The 25,692-nt window shown below is 46.3% G+C and carries 20 protein-coding genes and 2 pseudogenes; 14 read left to right on the top strand and 8 right to left on the bottom strand.

Annotated features, from left to right (window positions below):
* Nucleotides 1-158 precede the first annotated feature (158 nt).
* A complete protein-coding gene (locus tag QUA58_RS15010; RefSeq protein ID WP_333394640.1) occupies nt 159-1,181 on the bottom strand; it encodes a cysteine peptidase family C39 domain-containing protein in 1,023 nt (340 codons plus the stop codon).
* A 467-nt stretch (nt 1,182-1,648) separates the two neighbouring features.
* On the opposite strand from QUA58_RS15010, the gene QUA58_RS15005 reads away from it, so the two are divergent.
* The 7 genes and pseudogenes from QUA58_RS15005 to QUA58_RS14970 all read left to right on the top strand — a co-directional run bounded on the left by QUA58_RS15005 (nt 1,649) and on the right by QUA58_RS14970 (nt 13,600).
* On the top strand, nt 1,649-3,106 hold the full coding sequence (locus tag QUA58_RS15005) for a CHASE3 domain-containing protein (RefSeq protein ID WP_333252460.1): 1,458 nt from the start codon (nt 1,649-1,651) through the stop codon (nt 3,104-3,106).
* A 527-nt stretch (nt 3,107-3,633) separates the two neighbouring features.
* Nucleotides 3,634-6,402 (top strand): annotated as a pseudogene (locus tag QUA58_RS31540) (cation-translocating P-type ATPase).
* 235 nt (nt 6,403-6,637) lie between these two features.
* Nucleotides 6,638-7,225, top strand: coding sequence for a Uma2 family endonuclease (locus QUA58_RS14990; RefSeq protein WP_333394639.1), 588 nt, complete (start codon nt 6,638-6,640; stop codon nt 7,223-7,225).
* A gap of 700 nt (nt 7,226-7,925) precedes the next feature.
* Nucleotides 7,926-9,311, top strand: a complete 1,386-nt coding sequence (locus tag QUA58_RS14985) for a CmpA/NrtA family ABC transporter substrate-binding protein (RefSeq protein ID WP_333252463.1) — start codon at nt 7,926-7,928, stop codon at nt 9,309-9,311.
* Between the two features lie 77 nt (nt 9,312-9,388).
* Nucleotides 9,389-10,234, top strand: coding sequence for a nitrate ABC transporter permease (ntrB, locus tag QUA58_RS14980; RefSeq protein ID WP_333252464.1), 846 nt, complete (start codon nt 9,389-9,391; stop codon nt 10,232-10,234).
* 335 nt (nt 10,235-10,569) lie between these two features.
* A complete protein-coding gene (locus tag QUA58_RS14975) occupies nt 10,570-12,570 on the top strand; it encodes a nitrate ABC transporter ATP-binding protein (protein WP_333252465.1) in 2,001 nt (666 codons plus the stop codon).
* Between the two features lie 184 nt (nt 12,571-12,754).
* Nucleotides 12,755-13,600 carry a nitrate ABC transporter ATP-binding protein gene (locus QUA58_RS14970; RefSeq protein ID WP_333252466.1) on the top strand — a complete coding sequence of 282 codons (846 nt, stop codon included), beginning with the start codon at nt 12,755-12,757 and terminating at the stop codon, nt 13,598-13,600.
* A 599-nt stretch (nt 13,601-14,199) separates the two neighbouring features.
* On the opposite strand, the gene QUA58_RS31535 is transcribed toward QUA58_RS14970, so the two are convergent.
* Genes QUA58_RS31535 through QUA58_RS14960 form a run of 3 tightly spaced genes read right to left on the bottom strand, consistent with a single transcriptional unit; the run spans nt 14,200 to nt 15,257 of the window.
* On the bottom strand, nt 14,200-14,676 hold the full coding sequence (locus QUA58_RS31535; RefSeq protein WP_445243672.1) for a DUF6745 domain-containing protein: 477 nt from the start codon (nt 14,674-14,676) through the stop codon (nt 14,200-14,202).
* On the bottom strand, nt 14,642-14,977 hold the full coding sequence (locus tag QUA58_RS31530; protein WP_445243673.1) for a hypothetical protein: 336 nt from the start codon (nt 14,975-14,977) through the stop codon (nt 14,642-14,644). Before QUA58_RS31530 ends, QUA58_RS31535 begins: the two co-directional genes overlap by 35 nt.
* Nucleotides 14,964-15,257: a hypothetical protein gene (locus QUA58_RS14960; protein ID WP_006632553.1), complete on the bottom strand. Its 294-nt coding sequence runs from the start codon at nt 15,255-15,257 to the stop codon at nt 14,964-14,966. Before QUA58_RS14960 ends, QUA58_RS31530 begins: the two co-directional genes overlap by 14 nt.
* Nucleotides 15,258-15,483: 226 nt before the next feature.
* On the opposite strand from QUA58_RS14960, the gene QUA58_RS31525 reads away from it, so the two are divergent.
* Both QUA58_RS31525 and QUA58_RS14955 read left to right on the top strand, forming a co-directional pair.
* Nucleotides 15,484-15,642 (top strand): DUF6888 family protein, encoded by a 159-nt coding sequence (locus QUA58_RS31525; protein ID WP_445301878.1) that lies wholly within the window; start codon nt 15,484-15,486, stop codon nt 15,640-15,642.
* A complete protein-coding gene (locus QUA58_RS14955) occupies nt 15,642-15,848 on the top strand; it encodes a DUF6887 family protein (RefSeq protein ID WP_333394638.1) in 207 nt (68 codons plus the stop codon). Before QUA58_RS31525 ends, QUA58_RS14955 begins: the two co-directional genes overlap by 1 nt.
* Nucleotides 15,849-15,974: 126 nt before the next feature.
* Here QUA58_RS14955 and QUA58_RS14950 read toward each other — a convergent pair whose 3' ends face one another.
* The 4 genes from QUA58_RS14950 to QUA58_RS14935 all read right to left on the bottom strand — a co-directional run bounded on the left by QUA58_RS14950 (nt 15,975) and on the right by QUA58_RS14935 (nt 21,844).
* A complete protein-coding gene (locus tag QUA58_RS14950) occupies nt 15,975-16,199 on the bottom strand; it encodes a hypothetical protein (RefSeq protein ID WP_333394637.1) in 225 nt (74 codons plus the stop codon).
* Between the two features lie 18 nt (nt 16,200-16,217).
* The gene (locus QUA58_RS14945; RefSeq protein WP_333394636.1) at nt 16,218-17,930 is read right to left on the bottom strand and encodes a leucine-rich repeat domain-containing protein; all 1,713 of its coding nucleotides are present in this window, start codon (nt 17,928-17,930) and stop codon (nt 16,218-16,220) included.
* Nucleotides 17,931-18,118: 188 nt separating this feature from the next.
* Nucleotides 18,119-18,700 carry a Uma2 family endonuclease gene (locus QUA58_RS14940; protein WP_333394635.1) on the bottom strand — a complete coding sequence of 194 codons (582 nt, stop codon included), beginning with the start codon at nt 18,698-18,700 and terminating at the stop codon, nt 18,119-18,121.
* Nucleotides 18,701-18,973: 273 nt separating this feature from the next.
* Nucleotides 18,974-21,844, bottom strand: a complete 2,871-nt coding sequence (locus QUA58_RS14935; protein WP_333252473.1) for a diguanylate cyclase domain-containing protein — start codon at nt 21,842-21,844, stop codon at nt 18,974-18,976.
* A 515-nt stretch (nt 21,845-22,359) separates the two neighbouring features.
* Between QUA58_RS14935 and QUA58_RS14930 the strand changes: the two genes are divergently transcribed.
* The 5 genes and pseudogenes from QUA58_RS14930 to QUA58_RS14910 form a co-directional block, all read left to right on the top strand.
* On the top strand, nt 22,360-23,043 hold the full coding sequence (locus QUA58_RS14930) for a class I SAM-dependent methyltransferase (protein WP_333252474.1): 684 nt from the start codon (nt 22,360-22,362) through the stop codon (nt 23,041-23,043).
* Nucleotides 23,044-23,364: 321 nt separating this feature from the next.
* Nucleotides 23,365-23,910, top strand: coding sequence for an RNA 2'-phosphotransferase (locus tag QUA58_RS14925; protein ID WP_333252475.1), 546 nt, complete (start codon nt 23,365-23,367; stop codon nt 23,908-23,910).
* Nucleotides 23,911-23,981: 71 nt separating this feature from the next.
* Complete coding sequence (locus QUA58_RS14920) at nt 23,982-25,190, top strand: AAA family ATPase (protein ID WP_333394634.1); 1,209 nt, start codon at nt 23,982-23,984, stop codon at nt 25,188-25,190.
* The gene (locus QUA58_RS14915) at nt 25,165-25,311 is read left to right on the top strand and encodes a hypothetical protein (RefSeq protein WP_333394633.1); all 147 of its coding nucleotides are present in this window, start codon (nt 25,165-25,167) and stop codon (nt 25,309-25,311) included. Before QUA58_RS14920 ends, QUA58_RS14915 begins: the two co-directional genes overlap by 26 nt.
* A 60-nt stretch (nt 25,312-25,371) precedes the next feature.
* Nucleotides 25,372-25,692, top strand: a pseudogene (locus QUA58_RS14910) (hypothetical protein); the annotation flags it as partial.

Below are 25,692 nucleotides of genomic sequence, written 5' to 3'. Positions count from 1 at the left end.
CCACCCTACCAAGGTGCGATCGTCGATCATCTGCTGGGGCGATCAAATATTGGCGATCGCTATGAACAAATGACTCAAAAAATGTTTGAGAAAAAACCGCATGATTCCTATTTTAGGTCGGTCAATAGTGCGTCTGCCCTTGATATTTTTTTTAATAACTATTTCCCATCCAATCTCGGCACACCCTCCAAAAAACTGCCGCTCAACATTAACTCAGTCATCCGGTCTAAGTTGCCGCTGACTTGCAATTTTTTATCTGTTTGAAAGCGCTCGATATCTGCTTTTAAATCGCCGCTATTATATCCTAATTTACTCAAATAGTCAATCGCTTGTTTGTCACTTAACAAGATATCCGCCGAACGGAAAATCGGCACGTATTCCTGCCGCCAAATCTGGGCAAAAGTTGCCCTATCTAAATAGAAAATCCTGCCCCGCGCCGGGTCTCCAATGGCAGCTACACTGTCATTCATTCCCAGCAAAGCCACCGCGTGCGGTAGCTTCCGAGGGCCGTCTAACAGCCAAACTGCTAGCACTCCGGGGCGATTAATTTGCTGAATTTGCTCCCAAGTCGGCGCTAGTTCGATCGCATTTACGCCCAAAGCTCTTGCTGCTATTATTAACTGTGGCATCGAAGTTCCCAAGCGACTCGTGCCGGCAAAACGCGCTACACTCGATTCCGTCGCATCCATTCCCCAACGCCTTAACACTGTTGCTAGGGCGGCGGGGGCGCAACTGCTGTTGGATGTTTGTCGAAATACACCGTTTGGCTGCAAATTATCTATTAAATCATCGTAAATGGGCGCCATAAAATAGTTTTCAGTGCCTGTAAATCCTCCCAATCCCAACAAGCAAATTAAAATTACTGCGATTACTTGCGATCGCGCCGTCAACCAACTTATACTAAACCCAATACCGCAGACTCCCATCAGCATCACTCGTAGCAAAGTCCAAGTAACTCGCATCCCGTGAAAGCGCCACTCGATCGGCAAAGCAGGCATTTGAGGCAGATTTAGAGCCAGTAGCAGCAAGGCAATATAAAAACCCAAAAACAGCAGGGCGATCGAATTTCTGCCCTTAAACAAATCATTAGCCGTCACTCCAGAGCGAACTAACACTCGCCCGAACCGCATTCCCCAGACAAACAGCACCGAACCCAGCACCAGCGTCACTACTATTTCCATGAACTCAAAATTTTGTTGCTTAACTAGGTTGTAACATTTATGCGATCGACTTGAACCCCAATCAATAGCGGGAGAGAGGAAGAGTGAGAGAAAGGAAGAGTGGGGAAGAGAATTTGACGATGTTTGGGTTTCCTTCCTGAATTTATCGCTACAATCGAATAAACAGGATTTATCCAACAAAATCGCAGCAGGTAAAACCACCATCAATCCTAAAGGCTTTGACCTGCATAGCTTGCTCGACATTAAGTTTTACCAGATTTTTCTTGATCAGTCTGAGTCAATGGTTGAGTGAGTAAAGCAAGGAAAGCAAAAAGAAGCGCTGGAAGTTTTTTTTCACAAAAAAAGGGGCATTAATTCTGAATGACTATTAGGAATTAAATAACTACTTGGGTTAAAAAGAGCAGGAATTTATTGATGCTGTAACTTACCCACAAAACCAAATAACTACTCAAGGAGTAAAAAGTGAAATGTCGCAAAATATTATTCGGCTTAGTAAAGTAGTTCCGTTGGGCTTCGGCTCCATTTTTTTGTTAATGATTAGCATCGGATTAGCCACTAAATTGAGTATGGATAATTTAGCCGAAGCTATTGAGTTGCAAACGCACACTTATGTAGTTAAGACAAATTTGCAAGCCATAGAAAAAAATTTAGTGGATGCTGAAACAGGACAGCGCGGGTTTATATTCACTGGTAAGGAGGAATTTTTAGAGCCTTACAAAAAGGGAACCGTCGCCTTTAATCAAACAGTAAATGAGACAAAAGAGTTAATAAAAGATAACCCTGAACAAGTTAACAAGTTGGAGGAAGTTGAAAATCTGGGTCAGCAAAAACTAGAGGAATTAGCGGAAACTATATCCTTGAAAAGAGCTGGGAAAGAACCAGAGCTAAGAGCCTTGGTGATTTCAGGTAAAGGCAAGATATTTATGGATGAAATCAGGGATAAGCTGGCAGAAATGCTTAAGCTAGAAGATAATCTACTGCTTCAAAGAACAAAAATAGCAAAACAGTCGGAGCAATTAGCGACGACTGTTTCTATAGGAGGTACCGTTGTTGCTGTAGTATTGGGTTCATTTATTGTATTATTTGTTTTTGATAAAATTATCCGACCAATCAATCAGGTAGCAAATACGATCGCCAGTTCTTCCACAGAGATTGCGGCCACAGTGGAACAACAGGAACGCACAGCCGCACAGCAATCGAGCTCTGTAAATCAAACGACAATCACAATGGATGAGTTGGGCGTGGCTTCCCAACAATCAGCCCAGCAAGCCCAAGCTGGTGCGGAATCTGCACGGCAAGCTTTAAAGATCGCTGAAAAGGGAACCCTAGCAGTGGAGCAAACCCTGGAATCGATGATAATTTTGAAAGAAAATGTCGGGGCGATAGCGACACAAATTCTGAAATTGAGCGAACAAACCCATCAGATTGGCAATATCTCTACTGATGTCACAGATTTAGCCAATCAAACAAATATGCTGGCCCTGAATGCCTCAGTAGAAGCAGTCCGGGCGGGCGAAAACGCCAAAGGTTTTACTGTCATAGCCACAGAAATCCGCAAACTAGCAGACCAAAGTAAGAAATCAGCCGAGAAAATTAACCGCCTAGTCGATGATATCAAGAATGCGATAAATTCCACCGTAGCGGTAACAAAGGAAGGTACTAAAACAGTAGAAGAAGGAACCAAAATCAGTCAAGAAACGGCAGCAGCTTTCTCGGAAGTAGCAAAGGCTGTTAACAATGTGGTATTGAACAATCAACAAATTTCTCTAACTGCTCAACAACAAGCCGTGGCAATTCAACAAGTAGTGGATGCGATGAACAGCCTCAACCTAGCAGCAAAAGAAACCGCTAGTGGGATTACTCAAACCAAAATAGGCACTCAACAATTGAACGATGCCGCCCAAAATCTCAATTCTATTGTCTAAAGGGCGCTCAGTTTTTTGGGCTAGCAGACTAGCAATTGATAGCATTGAGTCATGAATTGATCTGGCAGCCCTCCCAGCTTGTCAAACAGCCGGCATCGAAGTCAAAACGATCGCAGGCGATGGCATCGCGACAGCCAGGGCGAGGGAATTTCTGCCCTTAAATAAACTGCGATCGATAACTCCTGACTCGTGCTCAATAATGAATCCGTGTATCCGTGACTTCCGTGTCCTCCCTTTTTTCAACCGCACCTAAAATTTGCAAAATGTCAAGGGATTCGATCGACTTTTCCCCACCTTAACCACCCAGTCCCAAACAAGATGTAGCGCCGCAAATAATTCCCCAAATTTCTTGCCACAAACGACCACATCCGTTGTAATATAGATGTAAGTCACAGCCCGTTAAAGTAATCAACCAACAATTAAGCCGCTCAATATATTCACGCTCCAACGAGCGCTGAGTTGTATTGAGCGTGCCTATTAAGGAGCGATCGAAGCTCCTCACACACCCCCAATATTCAGGAAGAATCATGCCATCAAGAGCCGCCAACGATGTAGACGTAGCAGAGCAATATTGGCACTACCTAGAAATATCCAAGGTTGCAACTATCTTAGGAACCAACCTGGAAAGCGGTTTATAACCGACAGAAGCCAACCATCGCCAACAGAAATTCGGGTCCAACGAACTAACAGTTAAAGCAGGGAAACCAGCCTGGTTAAAATTCATCCTGCAATTCAACCAACCCCTCCTGATCATCTTACTGAGTGCCGGTTTAATCAAAGCACTGATTGGAGAATGGCTCAACGCTAGCGTAATTTGGGGTGTCACAACTACCAACGCGATTATCAGTTTCATCCAAGAAGCTGGGGCTGAGAAAAAAATCGATGCCCTAGCTAAAGCTGTCACTACAGAAGCCACAGTCATTCGAGGTGGCAAAAAATTAAGAGTTCCCTCAAAAGAACTCGTTGTTGGTGACTTAGTAACCTTGACTTCCGGCGACAAAGTACCGGCAGATTTGCGATTAGTTAAAGTGCGCGACTTGCAAATTGACGAATCTGGACTTACCGGGGAATCCGTTGCTGTCGAAAAGGAACTAGGACAGTCTGGAGACTTGGTTCTGCCACAAGAAACGCCACTAGCAGAACGGGATAACATGGCCTATGCGGGAAGTTTTGTCACTTTTGGGCAAGGTAGCGGGGTTGTAATTGCGATCGCCAATAAAACCGAAACCGGCAAAATCTCCCAACTATTAGACAGGCACATCGACCTCACCACGCCCTTAACCCGCAAATTCAACGAATTCAGTCAAAACTGGCTGTTATTCGTGTTGGGAATGGCAACCTTGACCTTCGCCGTCAGATTGGGGCGGCCAGTTCCTGCGGGAGTTTCAGCCTTTAAAGAAGCAGTCGAACCCGCAGTCGCCCTGATTGTCGGCGCAATTCCCGAAGGCTTACCCGCCGTCATTACCGTCACCCTAGCCGTAGGCGTTTCCCGGATGGCAAATCGCCACGCGATCGTCCGCAAATTACCCGCAGTCGAAACCCTAGGCGGCGCTACAGTCGTCTGTTCCGACAAAACCGGAACTTTGACGGAAAACCAGATGACGGTGCAAGAAATCTATTCTGGTGGCGAATCCTACTCGGTTACGGGTACGGGATACAGCCCTGAAGGGGAAATTCAGCTCAATCAACTGCCAATTAGTGTCAGTCAAGCTCCAACTTTGCAAGAATGTTTGCAAGCCGGAATGATTTGCAATGACTCTCACTTGGAATTTAAAGATGATGATTGGATTGTCGTTGGAGATCCGACAGAAGGAGCGTTAATTACTGTTGGCAAAAAAGCAGAATTGAGTCAGCAAGTTTTGGAAAAATCCATGCCACGACTGGATTCAATTCCCTTTGAATCTCAGTTTCAATACATGGCGACGCTGCACAAAACTCCCACTGGTGGCAAAGTTTTGTATGCCAAAGGTTCCGTAGAATCCATTCTGAGCCGCTGCGGTTCCAGTCTCGATACCCAAGGAAATCCCGCCGAAGTCGCGAGCGAACAAACTCACCATCAAGTCGATGAAATGGCAAAGCAAGGCTTGCGCGTCTTGGCTATAGCCAAAAAGGTAGTACCCGAAAGCCAAAATTCCGTCAATCATGCAGATTTGGAATCTGGGCTAATTTTCTTGGGACTACAGGGGATGATCGATCCGCCACGGGCTGAGGCGATCGCGGCTGTTCAAGCTTGTCAAACGGCTGGAATCCAAGTCAAAATGATTACCGGCGATCACATTGCGACAGCTAAGGCGATCGCCCGTCGCATGGGATTCCGCAAAACTAAACATAACAGGGAACTTGTCGCCTACACCGGCGCTCAACTCGCCGAAATGAGCAAAAACGAACTCGCCGAAGCCGTAGAAGCTGGTTCAGTTTTTGCCCGCGTCGCCCCAGAACAAAAACTCCGCCTGGTAGAAGCTTTGCAGCAAAAAGGCGAAATTGTGGCGATGACGGGAGACGGTGTTAACGATGCGCCCGCTCTCAAACAAGCTGATATCGGGATTGCGATGGGCAGTGGTACGGAGGTTTCTAAGGAAGCCGCCGATATGATTCTCACGGATGATAACTTTGCGTCGATCGAATGTGCGATCGAAGAAGGGCGATCGGTTTACAAAAATCTGCTCAAAGCAATCAGCTTCATTCTCCCAGTCAACGGCGGAGAATCGATGACAATTTTGCTCAGCACACTGCTGGGCCGAGAATTGCCGATTCTGTCGCTACAAATTCTCTGGTTGAATATGCTCAACTCGATTACGATGACTGTGCCGCTAGCTTTTGAGCCGAAGTCACCGGGAGTGATGCAGCAACAACCGCGATCGGCAAACGAACCTTTGCTGACTACAAATCGGATCAAGCGAATCATCGCTATTTCTCTTTACAACTGGACTATAATTTTCGGAATGTTTGAATGGGTGCGCCAAGCTCCTTGGGGAACGATCGAACTCGCCCGCACAATGGCTATTCAAGCTTTGGTAATGGGGAGAATTTTTTACCTGTTGAGTCTCAGCCAATTGTTGCCTTCTTTGATTGCTAAGTTTAGCGGTTCTAAGGAAGAAGTTAGCGGCGCTCCCGCTCTCGGTGTGGGAATTGTCCTGGCGGTGATTTTGCAGATTATCTTTGCTAATTCTCCGTTTGTCAATCAAATATTTGAGACTGCTCCGATGAATCTGGATCAGTGGCTAATTTGTTTTGGTGTAGCGCTACCGATGATCGGTGTTGCTCTGTCGGTGAACCGGTTCGACCCGCCCAACTAATCGAACTTGTAGGTACTGCCACCGATTAGTAATTTCGGGTGTTTAGAAACCCGGTTTCTTGAAGAAACCGGGTTTTTATGTTTTATATAGCGTTTCTCAAATAGATAAAGTAGGTTGGGTAGAGCGATAGCGAAACCCAACACCTGATTTTAAATAAAGAGTTGGGTTGAGGTCCCGAAACCCAACCTACATATATTTAGTCTATAATATTATCAACATAGAACGCCACTCAACTATGAACACAAATCTTCTCGAAAAACTCGATACTGAAACCGAACAACGCCTGATTTTACGAGGCATCAGTTGGCAGGACTATCTTACCATTGATTCTGTTCTCGAAGACGTACCGGGACTGCGCCTCACCTATTGCCAAGGACTCCTGGAAGTTATGACTCTATCTCCCAGACACGAACGCGAAAAAACAACCATCGGTCGCCTTTTGGAAACCTATGCCCTTGCTAAAGATTTGGATCGACATGGTTGCGGTTCTACCACCTATCGCAATCAAGCAAAAGCCAGGGGGTTAGAGCCGGATGAGTGCTATTGTGTCGGGGAATTAAAAGATATTCCAGATTTTGCGATCGAAGTCATTGTTACTAGCGGTGGCATCGATAAATTACAGGTTTATTTAGGTTTAAATGTGTCTGAAGTTTGGTTTTGGCAAGATGGGCAATTCTCGATTTATCGATTGTATAGTAGCAGGTATTTACAATGTGAGAATAGCGAATTTTTCCCGGAACTCGATTTGGTTTTACTGGCTAGCTTCGTTCAGCCAGATAATCAGCCCGCTGCGGTTCGAGAATTTTTTAATGGCTTGCATTGAATGCTAACTGTCTACTGGTTAGATTACCCACAATCAGGAGACGGCAGTGCCGTTTCCCTACAATTAATCACGGTAGGGACACGGCACTGCCGTCTCCTCTATCATTCCGGTGCAACCGGAATTGATATCACTCATGAGACCAAAATTTTGTCTGTATCCTAAACTACAATTAACCGCCACCTTAAAAAAAGTAGACATATATTAACAAAGTAAATGTGCGATCGCTCAGATATTTAGAGCTTATTGACAATCGATTTGAATTGCCCCCGATCGCCATTCGCTACAACCTTTACCCAGCAGGTCTTGGTTTGAACCAGTTTTGATAAGCAGACCCGATCGCCCTTCCTAACGGTTCGTTATCGATAGCGCACTCCTAAAAGATTTACTTATGAGTTAAATTTAATATTTGTTTTATAATTACAGCAAGAGTACGGTAAACTCAATGATTAAGCCAAGAAAATGTGGAGTTCGCTTTTTGCGAGTTAACGCAACTTGGTCGTTGGAGATATTGAGTTAATCAAAAGAGTCAAACCAGCAAGGAGAGTTGAAAAACTTATGGTAGCAATAATTTTTTTGCTCCTTCCTTGCCAATCTGCGCTAATAATAGTTCGCTAAACCCAATTAGCGAAGGAAAAAAGCACTTTGATAAACTTCAGTGATGTCGTTACAGAAGATTTATGAATAGGAGCGAACCTAGGCTATGACAAAATTTTCAGAGCAATTTTCCCGGCGTAAATTTATTGTTACCGCAGGTGCATCTGCCGTCAGTACAATACTCCTCAAAGGCTGTTTGGGAAATCCCCCAGAACCCGGTGCTACTGCCGGTGCTGACAGCCAAGTACCCGCTGCCACATCAGCAGTTGCTGTTGCCAACGAGAAAAGAGTAGAGGGTATCGAAACTACGAAAGTTATCTTGGGATATATCCCGATCGTCGAAGCAGCAGCTTTAATTATTGCCCAAGAAAAAGGCTTTTTTGCCAAGTATGGCATGACCGAAGTCACGGTTGCCAAACAAGCCAACTGGGGTTCGGCTAGAGACAACTTAGAAATCGGATCTGCAGGCGGCGGCATTGACGGAGGCCAGTGGCAAATGCCCATGCCTTATCAAATTAGTGAAGGTCTGATTACCAAAGGTAGCGTCAAAATTCCGATGTATGTTCTAGCCCAGTTGAACACTCAAGGAAATGGAATTGCGATCGCCGGAAAACACAAAGGCAAAGGCATCGGGCTCAAACTAGACCAAGCGGCCCAAGACTACATGAAAGGCCTCAAAAAAGCAGGCACACCCTTCAAAGCAGCCTACACCTTCCCCAAAGTCAACCAAGACTTTTGGATTCGCTACTGGCTAGCAGCTAACGGCATCGATCCCGACACAGAAGCCGAATTGCTAACAGTACCGTCAGCCCAAACTGTAGCCAACATGAAAACCGGCAGCATGGACGGTTTCAGTACCGGCGACCCCTGGCCCCTGCGGATCGTCCAAGAGGACATCGGCTTCATGTCCGCCCTCACAGCCCAAATCTGGAAAGATCACCCCGAAGAGTATCTAGCTATGCGCGGCGACTGGGTAGACAAACATCCCAAAGCCACCGAAGCCATGCTAGCAGGACTAATCGAAGCGCAGCAGTGGTGCGACAAACCAGAAAATCGCGCCGAATTAGTTGCCATTACTTCTGGCAGAAACTACTTTGACGTACCTCCGGCAGTTTTAACACCTCCCTACCAGGGCAAGTACATGATGGGTGACGGTCAACCAGATATCGACGATTTCAAAATGAGCCCGCTGTACTGGAAAGACGACCTCGGCAACGTTTCCTATCCTTATAAGAGTCACGATTTGTGGTTCTTAACCGAAAGCGTGCGCTGGGGCTTCCTGCCAACTAACACCTTGGCAGATTCTAAGACAATTATCGGCAAAGTCAACCGCGAAGATTTGTGGAAAGCCGCAGCAAAATTTGCCGGAGTTGCTGATGCTGACATTCCCAAAAGTACGTCTCGCGGCATTGAAAAGTTCTTTGATGGCAAAGAATTTAACCCGGAAAAGCCAGAAGATTACCTCAAGAGTTTGACCTTTAAAAAAGTTTGATGGGGTCTTAGCTTCCCATAATTTAGTCTCGAATTTTACGATCAAAAGAAATAGCGCAAACACAGGAGATTAATAGCATGGCTGTAAGTACAAATCGAAGGGATCGAGGCGCTGCACAAGGAGCGTTGGGAGAGTTTTGGCAGAAGAATTCACCAAATATTTTGCCGCCAATTTTAGGGATTTTGGGATTTCTGTTAGTGTGGCAATTCCTGTCGAGTACAGGACTGATCAAACTGCCGGGACCAATCAGCGTTTGGACTGACGAACGGACGCGGGTATTGTTGCTGTATCCTTTTATGAACTCCAAAACTTACGGAATCGGCTTGTTTTGGCAGACTTTGGCTAGTTTGGAACGGGTAGCAAAAGGCTACACTCTAGCCGCTGCTGTGGGAATTGCTGGGGGTGTTTTGGTAGGTACAAATCCGTTGCTGAACAAGGCTTTAGATCCGGTTTTTCAGTTTTTGCGGATGGTAGCGCCTCTGGCTTGGGTGCCGATCGCCCTGGCTGCACTGCAACAAAACGAACCTGCTGCTTTGTTCGTGATTTTTATCACCGCAGTTTGGCCGATTTTGATCAACACGGCTGAAGGTGTTCGCCAAATTCCCGATGACTATAACAACGTAGCGAAAGTGTTGCAACTAACTCGGAAAGAGTATTACCTGAATATTTTGTTTCCGTCGGCGCTTCCCTACATTTTTACAGGATTGAGAATTGCGATCGGGCTGGCTTGGCTGGCGATTATTGCAGCGGAAATTGTGATGTCGGGGATTACTGGTATCGGCTTCTTTATTTGGAACGCTTACCAGCAAAACTACATCAGCGAAATTTTGTTAGCGGTGTTCTACATTGGGGCTGTTGGTTTGTTCCTCGATCGCATGATGGCTTGGTTGCAGCACAAGATTGCTCCTTCTCAAGGCAAATAACTAACAGTTGACTGTTGACAGTTGACGGTTGACGGTTGACTGTTGACGGTTGACGGTTGACAGTTGACGGTTGACGGTTGACAGTTGACGGTTGACGGTTGACTGTTGACGGTTGACAGTTACAGGAATTACGAACTCCGAGGCTCAGAAACGAGTTTTTTAAACTATTGTTGAGGGATCAAACAAAGTATTTTGGTTAGTTTAAAGACCAGTTTTAGGCATCCAGGAATGTATTAACTATTAGCTGTTATGTATTAACAGCTAATAGCGAACAATCAACAATCAACAATCAATATCTAGCGAAATAACAAACCTACAAAAAAGGCAAGAAAATCATGTCTGTTTTGATTGCAGTAGAACAAGTCGGAAAAGTATTTAATTTGTCAGACGGCGGCACATACGTAGCCCTCAAAGGCATCGACTTAGAAATTAAAAAAGGAGAATTTATCTCCTTAATCGGACACTCCGGCTGCGGTAAATCTACGCTACTCAATATGGTGGCAGGTTTGGACTTGCCCACAGAAGGATTGGTGACGATCGACGGACAAAGAATCACCCAGCCGGGCCCCGATCGCATGGTAGTATTCCAAAACTATTCGCTGCTACCTTGGCGGACGGTCAGAGAAAACATTACCCTAGCCGTAGACTCGGTAATGAATGGCTTACCCAAAGCTGATCGCCTCGAAATCATCCAAAAACACATCGATATGGTAGGCTTGGGGCCCCACTCCGAGAAGCAACCGGCACTCCTCTCCGGCGGACAAAAACAGCGCGTGGCGATCGCCCGTGCTCTAGCTTTGCGCCCCAAACTGTTACTCTTGGACGAACCCTTCGGCGCTTTGGATGCTTTGACTCGCGGCAACTTGCAAGAAAAGTTGATGGAAATTTGCCAAGAGTACGAAATCAGCGCCCTGATGGTAACGCACGACGTGGACGAAGCAGTGTTGTTGAGCGATCGCATCGTCATGCTCACCAACGGCCCTGAATCGAAGATTGGCGGCATTCTCGAAGTAGACATCCCCCGCCCCCGCAAACGGATGGAAGTAGTCACGCACCCCAGCTACTACGCTCTACGTAGCGAAATGATTTACTTCCTCAACCAGCAGAAGCGCGTCAAAAAACTGCGGGCACGGAAAGTACCCGCGATCGCCCGCCACGGCCTCGAAAAAGTCAACCTCGAACTCGGCTTCATCCCCCTAGCCGCCTGCGCTCCCCTAGCCATCGCCAAAGAAAAAGGCTTATTTGCCAAACACGGACTCGATGAAGTCCACCTCGTGCGGGAAACAAGCTGGCGCGGCATCGTAGACGGCATCGCCGCCGGTTACTTAGACGCAGCCCAAATGCCCTCTGGGATGGCGGTGTGGTTGAGCTTGGGGGGCTACCAAGAGAAGCCGATTCCGACGGTTACAGCCCTCACCATGAGCCGCAATGGCAACGGAATTACCCTCGCGAGGCGCTTTTACGACCAAGGGATCTACACTCTGGCAGACTTTAAAGAAATGCTCCAGAGAACGCCCGCGCAAACGCACCGTATGGCGATCGTGCACCCTTCATCGATGCACAACCTGCTGCTGCGCTACTGGCTGGCTTCCGGCGGCATTGACCCGGATCACGATGTTTTGCTGAAAAACATCCCTCCGGCCCAGATGATCGTGGACTTGCAGGGCGGCACTATTGACGGTTTCTGCGTCGGCGAACCTTGGAATTTGCGGGCCTCGATGGAAGGAGTCGGCTTTACCGTGGCTACGGATTTGGAACTGTGGCCAGGACACCCGGCAAAAATTCTCGGAGTTCGGGAAGAGTGGGCGAATGCTTATCCCAACACTCACATTGCTCTAGTCAAAGCTTTGCTGGAAGCTTGCCACTATTGCGCCGATCCAAATCACGCCGCCGAGGTTTCGGAAATTGTCGCGGGAAGGGAGTACGTCGCTACTGATAAGAGTTACATCCAACTAGGCGACCCAAAATCTAATGCTTGCAACCTGGCTTCTCCGATGCGGGAATACGCCCACCACTTGTTCTCTGGAGATGGGGTGAACCGCCCAAGTCGCACCGAACAACTCTGGCACATGGTGCAGATGGCGCGCTGGGGCGATACTGTGTTCCCGCGCAACTGGGTGGAAATTCTGGAACGGGTGGTGCGAGTCGGTGCGTTCAGCACGGCGGCGCGAGAGCTGGGGATGGCTGATATTACTTACACTCGCGGTTCTCTCAGCTTGTTTGACGGCTCGGTGTTTAATGCTGACGATCCGATCGGCTATCTAAACAATCTCGCGATCAAACGCGATTTCACGATGGCTGAAGTGATTCTGGATTCTGGCCGCAGAGCTGCTTAGAGCGGTTTTTTGTTCGACAAAAACAGGGTAATTGCTAATTGTTAGTTGTTGGTTTTTAGCTGTTAATTGCTAGTGAGCAATTCCCTCTTCATGACCTCCGTTACATCCGTTAAATCCCGTACATTGCTCGCTCCCTAACTTCCTTCTTTCTTTGCGAATCACCCACTCACCATTTCCTAAACCCATGCTCAACACCACTAAAAACCAGACGAACACCAAAACTCAAATCCAGCCGGGAAAAGGCCGCCGCAAACCTTTTTTGGTGATAGACAATGTTTACAAAGAATATCCAAACGGTTACAGGGCTTTAGAAAACGTCAATCTGAATGTAGCTGAGGGAGAGTTTATTACTTTGATCGGACACTCGGGCTGCGGCAAATCAACACTGTTAAATATGGTGTCGGGTTTTAGCCATCCGAGCCAGGGCACCGTGTCGATTAACGGAGAGCCGATTACTAAGCCGGGCCCCGATCGCATGGTGGTGTTTCAGGGTTACGCTTTGTTGCCTTGGCGCACGGTGTTTGAAAATGTTTATCTGGCGGTTAATGCTGTATTTCCGAATAAGTCGAAGGTCGAAAAAAATGCGATCGTCAACGAGCATTTGGCGATGGTGGGATTGACAGAATCTGCCCAGAAAAGACCGCCGCAAATTTCGGGGGGGATGAAGCAGCGGGTTTCTATTGCCCGCGCTTTGGCAATTCGCCCGAAAGTGCTGATTTTGGACGAACCCTTTGGTGCTCTCGACGCAATTACCAAGGAGGAATTGCAGGAAGAATTGCTGAAAATCTGGAACGATCACCGCTGTACGGTGTTGATGATTACTCACGATATTGATGAAGCGCTGTTTTTGGCCGATCGACTGGTGATGATGACTAACGGCCCGTCAGCGACGATTGGCGAGGTTCTGGAGATTCCTTTTCCACGTCCGCGCGATCGGGTTCAAATGATGGAAGATCCAGAATACTACAATTTGCGGAACTACGCCCTAGATTTCCTGTTCCGTCGCTTTGCACATGATCACGATGCCTAATCAGTTGGGAAATCAAAGTTAAAGAGGAGAATTATGAGACTTCTCGAAAAATTTTAATTCTTGTGCGGAGTAGGGGTTGGGCATCCTGTCGGCTCAAGACGAGCTTTTTTGCAGAAGTCTATTGAAAAGTTGAAGCCCCAGCGTTCCCCGATTTCCGGGGAACATCGCTGCGGGCGCAATTTTCCCGATCCGGTTGGGTAAACTGAAGCTTAATGGTGGGCGAGAAGTTTTTTCGGACGTTCGGATCTTTTTCCCAGCTTTTACGTCTACCAGCGAAGAGACCCGATTGCCTAGCTGTCGGTAAGCTGGCATGAACTGAGCCCACCTTCGATCGAGGGTGGGCTTCTTCTTCATGTTATTAACTGTTTTTGGGCGATCGGTGGTTGGTGCATTCCACCCTGGGAACTGGCACACTGCGGGAACGTTTATCGGTGTTTCATGGGTTAAGGCTGTTGTCAATATAAAGGTTTTCAGTTGAGTGAACTACAGATGCTCGGCTAGGGAAACGGCTGAGCCTAAGTCCGGCGCGGGGTTCTGTGACTTTTAACAATTGGTATAAGAGTGATGATTGTAGCAAGACTTTTTTAAATTTGTATTACTCAGGTTTGTACGGAAAACTCCTCTGGGTCAATATCCCAATTTACCCAGCGAATTGCTTCTTTAGCTGATTCTATATCAGGCGGCACTCGCAACGCATGAATAAATCCCGTACTCGGACAGGTCATTTTTAACAAATAAACTGGCTTGGGATTACCCACGTCATCAAAATCATCGTCAAACTCGATGCTTAAGAGAGTGTATTCCTGCCAACTGTCTAATTCTGTCACCGCTAGTTCTTGACAAATGCGATCGTAAGTAATTCCCTGAATTAACGCGCGCCGAACTTCTGCATTCTGTTCCTTCAACACCCACTTAGACTGCCACTGGTGCGGGTGCAGCCTACCGTACCATTCGGGCAAAATCACGCCGTGATAGGCGTAAATCGAAACACCGTCGGCAAATTGTACCGCTGGTGTTCCTTCGGCGTGCAAGCGGTAGTTGCTATCTGCAGAAAGTGCGATCGGCTTTTCGCACACAACACAAACTCGCTCGAATGGATAAATCCAGCCGCAATCCCGCACAAGAGATTGAAAAACAATCCAATTTCTGCCGTAAGAATGAGGTAAATTTAGAACCAAAATGCAAAAATCCAACAAACTGCCAAATGATTTCCGGTGCTGTTTTGCCGATCACACTGTAAGCTGATTTAACTGTTTCCGCAGCTTGCGATCGATTTATCGGGCCAGTGGAAAGCGATCTCGCTCTCCACTTTTCCCGATAAACTGGAATCAAAGCTGCTTGTTCAGGCGTTAGTTTTTTAACCTTAGTCTGCGACATACCTCCAACCTTGTGGCTCATATTCCCGCTGAATTCGCACCATCCAATTACCTTCGGGAATTGCGATCGCATGGTGTTCTTCGTGACTCAATAAAGCTGTCGGTGAAAGCACCCGCAAGTACAGAGTGCCGTCTTTTTCGTACAGTTCAGCTTGTCCCTCAATAATCTGGTGAGAATGTCCGGTGACTTCACCTTCGGCGAGAGTTAGGTGAGGTTTTTTTTCTCCTTCGATTTTCGGTACGGGAGTGAGAATTACGTCGCCTTGTCGGATGGGTTGCATAGGTTTTTTCTCCATTTTGTTTGCTGGTGTCGAGCGAGCTTTTCTAGCGCCACTTTATACTACATTTGTAACACATAGCTGTCAAGAGCCACAAACCAAATTCCATAACTCTTTGCTGCACTGACAGGCGTTATCTTGGAAGGTGAAAGTCGCCTGGGTGAGGGCGGGTTTATAGATATTGTCGATGTGAATGAAAGATTGTTGGTGAAACCCGCCACTACAAATATTGTGGTTAATTTATGGAATCAGTTATTACTTGACATATTTGGCATTGCAACCTATTAACCTCATCTGTGTTGACGAGAGAAGCAAAAACTTGTTCGTATTGGCTGGATATGACGAGGAAATTGAGATTGAAATTGCTCCAAATGCGGAGGTAGTTTAATGAGCCAAGTAGATTATACTGCAATGTCAGATGGAGAATTGAAGCGTTATTTTCTTAAAAATCGCGGGGATAAAGCTGCACTGCAAGCCTACTTAGAACGGCGGAAAAAGCGCTCGAATTCAATTATAACAAAAGTGGGAGATTCGGATTTTGATACTAAGCTTGAGGCAGCCATTCGCCAGCAAATGCAAGAATATAAAGGTTAGTCTTCAGTCCGCGCACTTGGACGAAAGTTTGTGTAGGATAGGTTTCAACTGCCGACTCTTATCAACGAGGTTTCTAACTTGCCCTAAATTTCAAGTTGGCACCGAAAAATCCTCATAATCGACATCCTAATTCACCCAGCGAATCGCTCCCCTTGCAGATTGCATCTCAGGCGGAACCAGCAAAGCATGAATGAATCCGGTACTCGGACAAGTCATTTTTAACAAGTAGATTGCCTCTTTTTCAGGAACATCATCATCAGCATCGAAATTAGCAGGATCGAAGCCATCAATATCAGCATCAATTCTTAGCAGGGTGTATTCTCGCCAGCAATCTAATTTTGTGGCTTGCAATTCTTGGCAAATTCTGGCTTAACCAATTCCCTGAATTAACACTCGCCTTAATTCGGCATTTTCTTCTTCTAAAATCCAGGTAGATTCCCACTGATTGGGGTGAATTTGTCCGTATTTTGCGGGCAAGGTGACGCCGTGGTAGGAGTAGAGTTTGTAGCCGTCGCTAAATTCGATCGCGCTTTCTCCTTCTGCGTGCGGCCGATGTTCGCTGTCGAGGGAGAGTTTTAAAGGGCGATCGCACACATAGCAAACCTTGTCAAACGCAAAAATCCAGCCACATTCAACTAAAAGCTGCTTCAAGCATTCAAAAGCTTTTTGTGCATCTGGGTTGAGAACAATTCTAAGTACAGAGACACAGAAGTCAGCCACACAGATTTTATCCCACAGGGATGCCCGATTAACGATCGACGTTGAGTTGTCTCTACAATAGTCCCAAAAATCACGTTGCAATTCTTGTGTGAGCTGCCGCTCCCATTCTATTAATTGTGGCAAATACGAACTACTATATCTTATTAAGTTAAACGGCCTATATGCCGATTCTAGCTGTTCGTAAATAAGCTGGAAAAAAGCTGTTTTTGGCTGTGGTTGCTCACTTGTTAGTGCGAAATAATACAAGCACAAAAAAAATATATACCTAAACGGCAGACAGGCTGGTTCTAGCTGTTTGTAGATACGCTGAAAAAAATCATTTTTATTAGTGGGAGATTTCAATTTTTTTAACTGTGTTATGGCAGAGTGGGGACTCGAACAAAAAATAATTTTCGGGCAAGTCTTGCCGAGAGCTGTGTAGGCAAATTCGATCGCGGCTGCGGCACGAGTGCGATCGACTCGCTCTGTGGAATTGGCGATAGCTTTCCACAGATATTGGAGGGGTGTTAGGTCTGATAAAAGATTGTTAGGCAGAGACAGCTTTTTCAAATTGATCAGAGAGTGCAGGGGGGTGAGATCTGATATTTGATTGTTGTCCAGATTCAGCTCTATCAAATTGGTCAGAGATTGTAGGAGTGTCAGGTCTGATATTTGATTGTTTTCCAGATTCAGATATTTTAAACTGGTTAGAGATTGCAGGGGTTTGAGGTCTGCTATTTGATTGTTTACCAGATTCAGATTATTCAAATTGGTCACAGATTGCAGGGGTTTGAGGTCTGATATTTGATTGTTGTCCAGATTCAGATTATTCAAATTGGTGACCAGAGACTTCAGCGGCGTTAAGTTTGATATTTGATTGTTGTCCAGATTCAGATATGTCAAAATCGTCAGAGATTTCAGTGGCGTTAGGTCTGATATTTGATTGTTGTCCAGATTCAGATATATCAAACAGGTCAGAGATTTCAGGGGTGTTAGGTTTAATATTTGATTGTTGTCCAGATTCAGATATTTCAAACTGGTTAGAGAGTGCAGGGGTGTCAGGTCTGATATTTGATTTTTTTCCAGATTCAGATTAGTCAAATTGGTCAGAGATTGCAGGGGTGTTAGGTCTGATATTTGATTGTTGCCCAGATTCAGATTAGTCAAATTGGTCAGAGATTGCAAGGGTGTTAGGTCTGATATTTGATTGTTTTCCAGATTCAGATCTGTCAAATTTGACAGTATTTGTTCTAATTTATAAAAGCCAGACTTTCGTGCTGTTAACAACAGCACCTTAACTGTATGCTTCGCTTCTTGTGAAAGGCTGCCAAAGTGCAAGCGCCAGTCAGAAGTGGTCGTAGGGTTTGGTTGTTGAGAGGACATAGGGCAATAACCTCCTAGAAAAGTTGCTAAAATCTGATGTCGGTATCTACCTTAAATAACATATCTCTGGCGTTTTGGGGATTATGCCAGCGATCGCACGCACTTATTAACCACCCGATCGCGATCGCCAGTATTGCAATTTGTAACTCGGACTGCGGGCGATGTCGCACTCACAAAACACTTTTCATCTAATCTCCCGAAATGCCTCGCCTCCATTCTTTAACCGCTTCCACCCTTGAAGCAATCAGCAGACAGCGAGACAATAAATTAATATCTAAATCAGGCAATATTTCCCTTTGGTCAATTTTTTCATATCCGTGCGAGCGCAAATGATACAGGCTAAATACTCCCTCCTCCCAAAACCAAACTTCGGGGACTCCCAAGGCTTGGTAACGATTCAACTTGCTTTCGTTGCCGCTAGTAAATACAACTTCGATCGAGAGGTGTGCAATACCTCCCGATGCTTTGCCAATTAAGTAAGATTGGTCTGCTTGTGCAGAAGCTTTTCCTTCTTTTTCCTGGGTAAAGCTTCCTGTGGGAGTAAAATCGATTTCTTTTTTTACAAAATACGTACCCAGCAACAGGGCGATGACACCGCTGAAGACTTCATGTTCTTGCGAAACTGCCAAGATTTCTACCTCACCTTTGAAATAAAAAAGTCGGATGCCGGGGGAGTCAGAAAACCCCTGCTCGATTAGCTTGAATTGTTGCCAATCAATCGCGGAGTGAATTAGGCGCTGGTCTTTTGGTTTGTCTAAGGTTGCTGTCATGGCACGACCTCCTTTAACTATTTTCTATCAATTCCGGTTGCACCGAAATTATTGTTGACTGTTGACTGTTGACGGGCGGGTCGAAAACTGAATGGTTGAGTGTTAACTGTTGACTCTATTTTATTATTCCGATGCAACCGGAAACGATATTATAGCAATTTGAATTCGCACAACTTTGCAAGCACATTGGTATGGTGCGTCCGATCCAAAAAACTTGTTTAAATTGAAACTATAGATTTCTGACGCACCATACAAGTTGATTTAACTATTATATTATCCTTCAAATGCGGCAACCGAAACTCGATCGCGCCCTGCTTCTTTCGCCCGATAAAGCGATTCATCGGCGATCGCAATTAGCGCCCCCGGCTGCGACATCGGCGCCGGAATGCAGCAAGCTACACCCAAACTCAACGTCACGTATTCGCTGACAGCAGACTTAGCGTGAACTATCTGCAAACCCCGCACCTGTCGTGCGATCATTTCAGCTACGCAAGTCGCACCTTCAATATCCGTATTCGGCAAAACTACTACAAATTCTTCTCCACCGTAACGCGCTACTAAATCTGCCGGTCGCTTTACCGAATGTTGGATCACCGTCGCCACTTGCCGCAAACATTCATCCCCCGCTTGGTGACCATAAGTGTCGTTGTAAAGTTTGAAATAATCAATGTCGCACATAATTAAAGACAGCGGTGCTTCTTCCCTTGCCAAACGCCGCCATTCCGTATCGAGGTATTCATTAAAAGAGTGGCGGTTTCTTACCTCAGTCAAACTGTCGTAATTGGCCAAATACTGCAAGGCTCGATTCACTGTTTCTAACTGCTGTTTCTGCTGCTGCAACTGACGGTTGAGCTCCGCCAACTGCTGTTCGGCTGAGTGCGATCGTAACAAATTTCTCACCCTCGCCAGCAATTCCCTCTCGTCAAAAGGCTTGGAAATATAATCGTCAGCACCCGCATCCAAACTTTCGATCCGAGCTTCCATCCCCGATCGCGCTGTCAAAAAAATTACCGGAGTCGATTTCAATTCTGGCGTGTTCCGAATCTCCTTGAGCAAATCCAGTCCGTTTTGTCTGGGCATGATTTGGTCGCTCACAATCAAATTTGGCTGCAAAGTTTTGGCTTTTTCTAAACCTTCAACCCCGTCCATCGCCACAGCGACTCGATAGTACGGAGTTAATAAAGTTTGGAGGTAAGCCAGCAGAAAATTATTGTCTTCTACTACCAGCAACAGCGGTAATTCTCTGCTGTCACTTGTTAATTGTTCCAGATGATTTTTGTCGTCAAAACTGTTAGGTTCCGGTAGCAGGGCCTGGGGTGTGGTCGCCCGGATATTCCCCGAACCCCACTCTCCGGAGCCGAATCCAGTCAGTCCAGCCAATTGGGCGATCGCGCTCACCAACTGATTCGCTTCCACCGGCTTCGACAAATGCCTCTGAAACCCCGCCTCCAGCGCCGATGCCGAATCTTCTTCCTCAATGCCTCCCGTCAGCGCCACGGCCGGCAGCAGTTGCCTGTGCTCGGACAGTTCCATTGCTCTGATGCGGCGGATCAAATCGCAGCCGTCGGCTCCCGATACCGTCATATCGCTCACCAACACGTCAGGTCGCGACTGTTGCAACTCCGCCATCGCTTCGCAGGCGCTACCCACCGCTGTTACCTTGGCTCCAAATGCTTCGAGGCCAGTTTTGAGAAATTTCCGGATCTCGGCGCTGCTTTCCACCACCAGGACTTGCTTTCCCGCTAGGGGTTTGGAAACCGATCCGGGTCTGCTTTCACTTTGGGCGATCGCACTGCTGCGATCGTCGGGTGCATTTTTGTTGGCAATCGGTAGCAGCACCCCAAAGGTCGCCCCCTGACCGATACCGGGACTCGAAGCCCAAAAACTTCCCCCGTGCAGTTCTACCAACTGCTGCACAATTGAGAGCCCCAGCCCCAGCCGATTTTGTTCCTTGGTCTGGAAGTTGTCTGCAGGGCGGAAGTAGTCAAAGATGTGCGGCTGAAATTTGGGATCGATGCCGCAACCGCTGTCGCTGACCTGAATCAAGACGCCCGACGGAGTAGGCTCGATCCCCACTTGAACTGGGCCTGGTGTCGATTCTGGGGTGAATTTGATGGCGTTTGCAAGGAGGTTCCAGACTACTTGCTGCAAGCGTTCTGCATCTGCCAAAATGTAGCTGACGGCGGGGTCGAAATGTGTTTCTACGCGGATGTTTTTAGCATCGGCGGCGGGGCGGAGGGTGTCAATCGCAGATTCTATGATAGACGGGAGGTGAACTTGGCCGATGTTCAGGCACACTTTCCCTCGCAGCAGCCGCGAGAGGTCGAGGAGATTGTCTATTTGTCGGTTTTGTAATTTGGCGTTGCGCTCGATGATTTCCAAAGCGCGGCTGGTGGTGGCTTCGTTTAAATTGCGCGATCGGGCTAGCTGCACCCATCCCAAAATCGCGCTCAGGGGCGATCGCAGCTCGTGGGAGGCGATCGCCAGAAATTCGTCTTTTGCCCGGTTGGCTTCGGCTTGGGCTGCTTCAACGGCTTTGCGATCGGTGATGTCGAATCCGATCGCCAAATACTGACACGGTTTTCCCTTACAGTCCAACAGTGGAACTACTGCGGAGTACACCCAATAATCAGTTCCATTCTTAGCTTTATTCTGAATGTCTCCTTGCCAAACTTCACCTTTGGCAACAGTTGATAGCAGATTTTTAATTATTTCCGAAGATTTATATTCCGAATGGAGGATGCCGAAATGGCTGCCGATTAGTTCTACGCGCGAATAGTTGGAGATGGAGCAAACTCGATCGCTGACATAGTTAATAATTCCTCGCGCGTTTGTCCTCACCGCAAGTGCCGATCTGTCGATCGCTATTTTAAAATCTAAACATTCTTGTAGCGACGAATCTAGTTCTTTTGTCGTAGAAAATTGACCGAGCCGATCGGACGCGTTTTGTTGCTGGCGATCGGGCTTATCCTTACTCCGTTGTTGGATTTCCATTGCTTCTATCTTCCCCTGACGGCTGACACCTAATCTACTCGCATCCTGATTCATTATCACAATTTTCTTTCCCGCACCGGCGGGTGTAATATTTTGTATCTCTTCATCTTCCTGAAAAATTGGCAGGCACCACATCCACTCGGGAGTCACCTTAATTTTTGTTTATAGTTGGCTAAAGTTTGTCAATCTGAGGACTGATTTTTTCATGTCTAGCCGATCGTCGGCTGGTGGCTCATTCCTTTTTATCTGGTATCTTTTATATTTTACTAAGGGGAATCACTGAGAATTTTATGGTGTGGATCACACACCGACAGTTGCATTCTTGTTTGAAACGGGTATCATAACCGTCAACTTTTTGCTCACAATTACTCCTAGTATCTGGCACAAAGTCTCGTCTTCGGCAGGCTTTCGCGTCTGTGGCATTCTGCCTCATCTGCACTAAATGAGATATATGTGCATGGCTAGACAGTTCCCAAATCAGGGGCGGGTTTGGGCGCACAAAGTCCCTATCTGGCGATCGTCCGTAACTTCTTTTAAATTATTTTATTCTACATCTTGACAGGTATGTATATTTTTTGTATTATAAATGTAATATAACTTCCGAGAAGAGAACCACCCAACTGCATTGGCGTACTCAACTATTAAGAATTTGAGGAAAATAGTCTGTGAATTTAGACGCTGTACGCGAGCAATTTGAACAAAGAGCCTTTGATTATGACGGTTTAATTCCCCGCCTCATTCCGCGCTATCGCGAGCAACACGATGTAATATTGCAGTTAATCACTTCTGAAACTAATGGTAACATAAAAGTTCTGGATTTAGGCGCGGGAACTGGCATACTGTCGGCTATGATTCTGCAAGCATTTCCTCAAGCAAAAGTCCTAGCCTTTGACATCGCCCAAAATATGCTAAAAACTTGCCAAACTAACTTGTCCGCTTTCCGAGAACGGCTGACCTTGCAGCAAGGAAACTTTGCCGAAGATGATTTCGGCAGCGGTTACGATTTGGTAGTTTCAGGCTTGGCAATCCACCACCTCGACAGCGCAGGCAAACAACAGCTATTTCACAAACTTTTCCACTCGATGAATCCAGGGGGAATATTGCTAATTCGAGATATTGTCACAGGTGCTACTCCCCGGCTGACTGAGCAATACGAACAGTTGTGGCGGCAGTACATGAAAGCTAACGGAGAAGACGATGCAGCCTGGTTTAAAAAATATCGAGAAGAAGATATTCCATCCTCTGTGGAAGACCAGACAATGTGGCTTGCCGAAGCTGGTTTTGCCGACGCTGGATGTCACTGGCGCTATCTAAATTTTGCTATTTTTGGCGGAGTTATCCCAAGGTAGAAGGCATTCGGCATACGGCAAAGTTTTTGATAATTTTCAAAATATAAAGCTCGTAAAAAACGGCACACCAAACACTCTTTTGTTCCGGGCGCAGAACCGGGTTTTGTAGTCTTTAATGGCGCACATTACCGCTATAATTCGCGCGCCAGATCATTTTTTGCCTCCGGGAATCATTTTCCGAACACCTGTAGAGGCGGGTTCACTCAAGCGCCCTCTGGCAGTGCAAACAGATTCAACAAACCCGCATCCAATCAACGATATAACCCGCTACTGACATTGGGTAAAAGGTGATTCTAAAAGCTCAATAAAGAAAGTAAAATTATGAACGATTCTCGATTACTAAAAATCAGCAGATATCTCAGCAAACACCTGCGCCACGCGCCCGGGCGCATCGGTATTAAACTCGCTCCCGGTGGCTGGATTCCTGTTAGCGAACTCCTCGATGCGTGCCAAAAAAATAACTTTCCTGTTCAGCTTGCAGAACTCAAAAAAGTAGTCGCGCAAAACGACAAGCAGCGCTTTTCATTTGACTCCACAGGCACTCTAATTCGTGCTAACCAAGGACACAGCGTAGAGGTTGACTTGCAGTTAGAACCCGGTGTTCCCCCGGATATTTTATATCACGGAACAGGTAGCACTGCCGTCGAGTCTATTCTCAGTCAAGGAATTAGGAAAATGTCGCGGCATCACGTTCATTTGTCCGTGAATATTCAGACGGCGCGCCAAGTAGGTGCAAGACATGGCATCCCGGCAGTCTTTACTGTAGATGCCGCAGCCATGCAACGCGACGGTCATACATTTTACTGCTCGGAAAATAAAGTTTGGTTAGTAGATTTTGTGCCGCCCGCTTATCTCAAAATAAGTTGATTATTTTCACTTTTTTTGTAGAATGTGTACCACAAAAACTGTAAAATAAGAGTAAGTAGGAGTTTTGCAAAATGAGTGCGGAAGATATGGGTGATCGCGAAAACAATTTTCATCAAAACAATTCTCCCAATAGAGGTCTGCTAGGCTCTGGTTGGCGACCTTTTTACCGTCAATTTGATTTGGAACACCTGGTACATTTAGCGTCTAGCGACCCCTTAGAACTAGCTCAAAAAACTTTAGGTGCAGCTAGCGACATTGCCGACGCAATGGGACGACACCAATATACTTGGTGGGCAAATATTTTAAATGTATTCTCGGAAAATACTCGCTACGAAATTGATGAATTTTGGGATTACATTACTCCGCAGCCAGTTTACCCGGATTACCGCTACAAAGATGTTTTAGTTACCGAAACGCCTGTGGTGCAATTGGTCAGCCGCGCTAGCATTCCCATTGACTACGTTCTCAACAAACTCCAAGAGATTACTGTTTTTAAAGTTCTGGATTTGCTAGGGAAACCGGATGCAATTACCCAGTCTTTTATGGAGCGACATTTTTCTTATCCCCCGGAGCGATTTATTAGCTGGGAACGCTTGGAAGTTTTGGGTACTGTTTATGCTTCTTGGGCCCGATTCGGCTGCTGGCTGCAAATTGACAGCTACGACAGGGGAAGACGCTGCTACACTCTGATTTGTCAAGATATTGCGCCGCTCGTTAGCAAGGCAACTTATAATTTAGCGGTGATTCTGGGCGGGTACAAAAGCCGCGTCGGACAGGTTCACAGCCAGTTCCCAATTCGCACGTTTTCTGCGGAGGTTCAAAGTTTTACCGATACAGTTCAGCAGGCAATTTTGGATCAAAATCAGTTGGCTGTTTTGGTTAGTGGGGAACCGGGCACGGGCAAAACTGCTTGGACGCAAGCGGTAGCAAAGGAAATTTTAGTGCCGCTGGGTTATGTGATTTTTATCTTAGACCACGATGCTGTGGAAAATTTTGTGCCACCGAGTTATTTAGAGCGGATTTGTATTATTATCAATGAGGCTGATAATTTGGCTCAAGATCGATCGACCGCAGAGGGCCAACGCACTAACAAAACTGAACATATTTTGAGTTTGCTGGATGGAACTTTGTATCAAAGCGTCATCGACGAACACGGCATTCAATTTCAGCAAAAACTCGTAGTTTTGATGACTTGCAACACCACTGAAAGATTAGATCCTGCAATGTTACGCAAAGGGAGAGTGGATTTTACCAGTGAATTTACGCACAAATTTGTTTGAGCGCTCTCTTGCATTCTCAAGCTATCTGGCGATCGCACTGGCTACAGGATCTCATACCATGTTTGATGTGGGATTTTCAATTAAAGAATTGGGAATGACTGAGGAAGTATCGGCTCAATAAGTAGGGGTAGCACAGAAAAAAAAGTAAGCAGAGTGCACAAAGTGTCATAAAATAGGACACATGACGCAAAAGATTATTTCACCAGACAAGTCATCCTTCAAGATACTGCAAACCATCGACCCCCCAGGGATTGCAGACGAATCCATGCGTCATACAGTAGAGCTTTTACTGAACCTCATAGAACAATTACAATTAAAAGTCAAAGACTTGGAGTCAGAGAATCAACGGTTAAAAGATGAAAACAACCGATTGAAGGGAGAGCAAGGAAAACCAGACATCAAAGCCAAGTCCAAAGGATTCAAAAGCCAGCACTCTTCAGAGAAAGAACGAAAAACGCCAAAAAAGCACAGCAAAGGCAGTAAGAACGCCACGATTAAAATA

This window comes from Microcoleus sp. N9_A1, from assembly GCF_036701795.1.
Taxonomy (GTDB): Bacteria; Cyanobacteriota; Cyanobacteriia; order Cyanobacteriales; family Microcoleaceae; genus Microcoleus.
The sequence above is the reverse complement of the archived record's forward strand: the minus strand, read 5'-3'. Positions and strand labels throughout refer to the sequence as shown.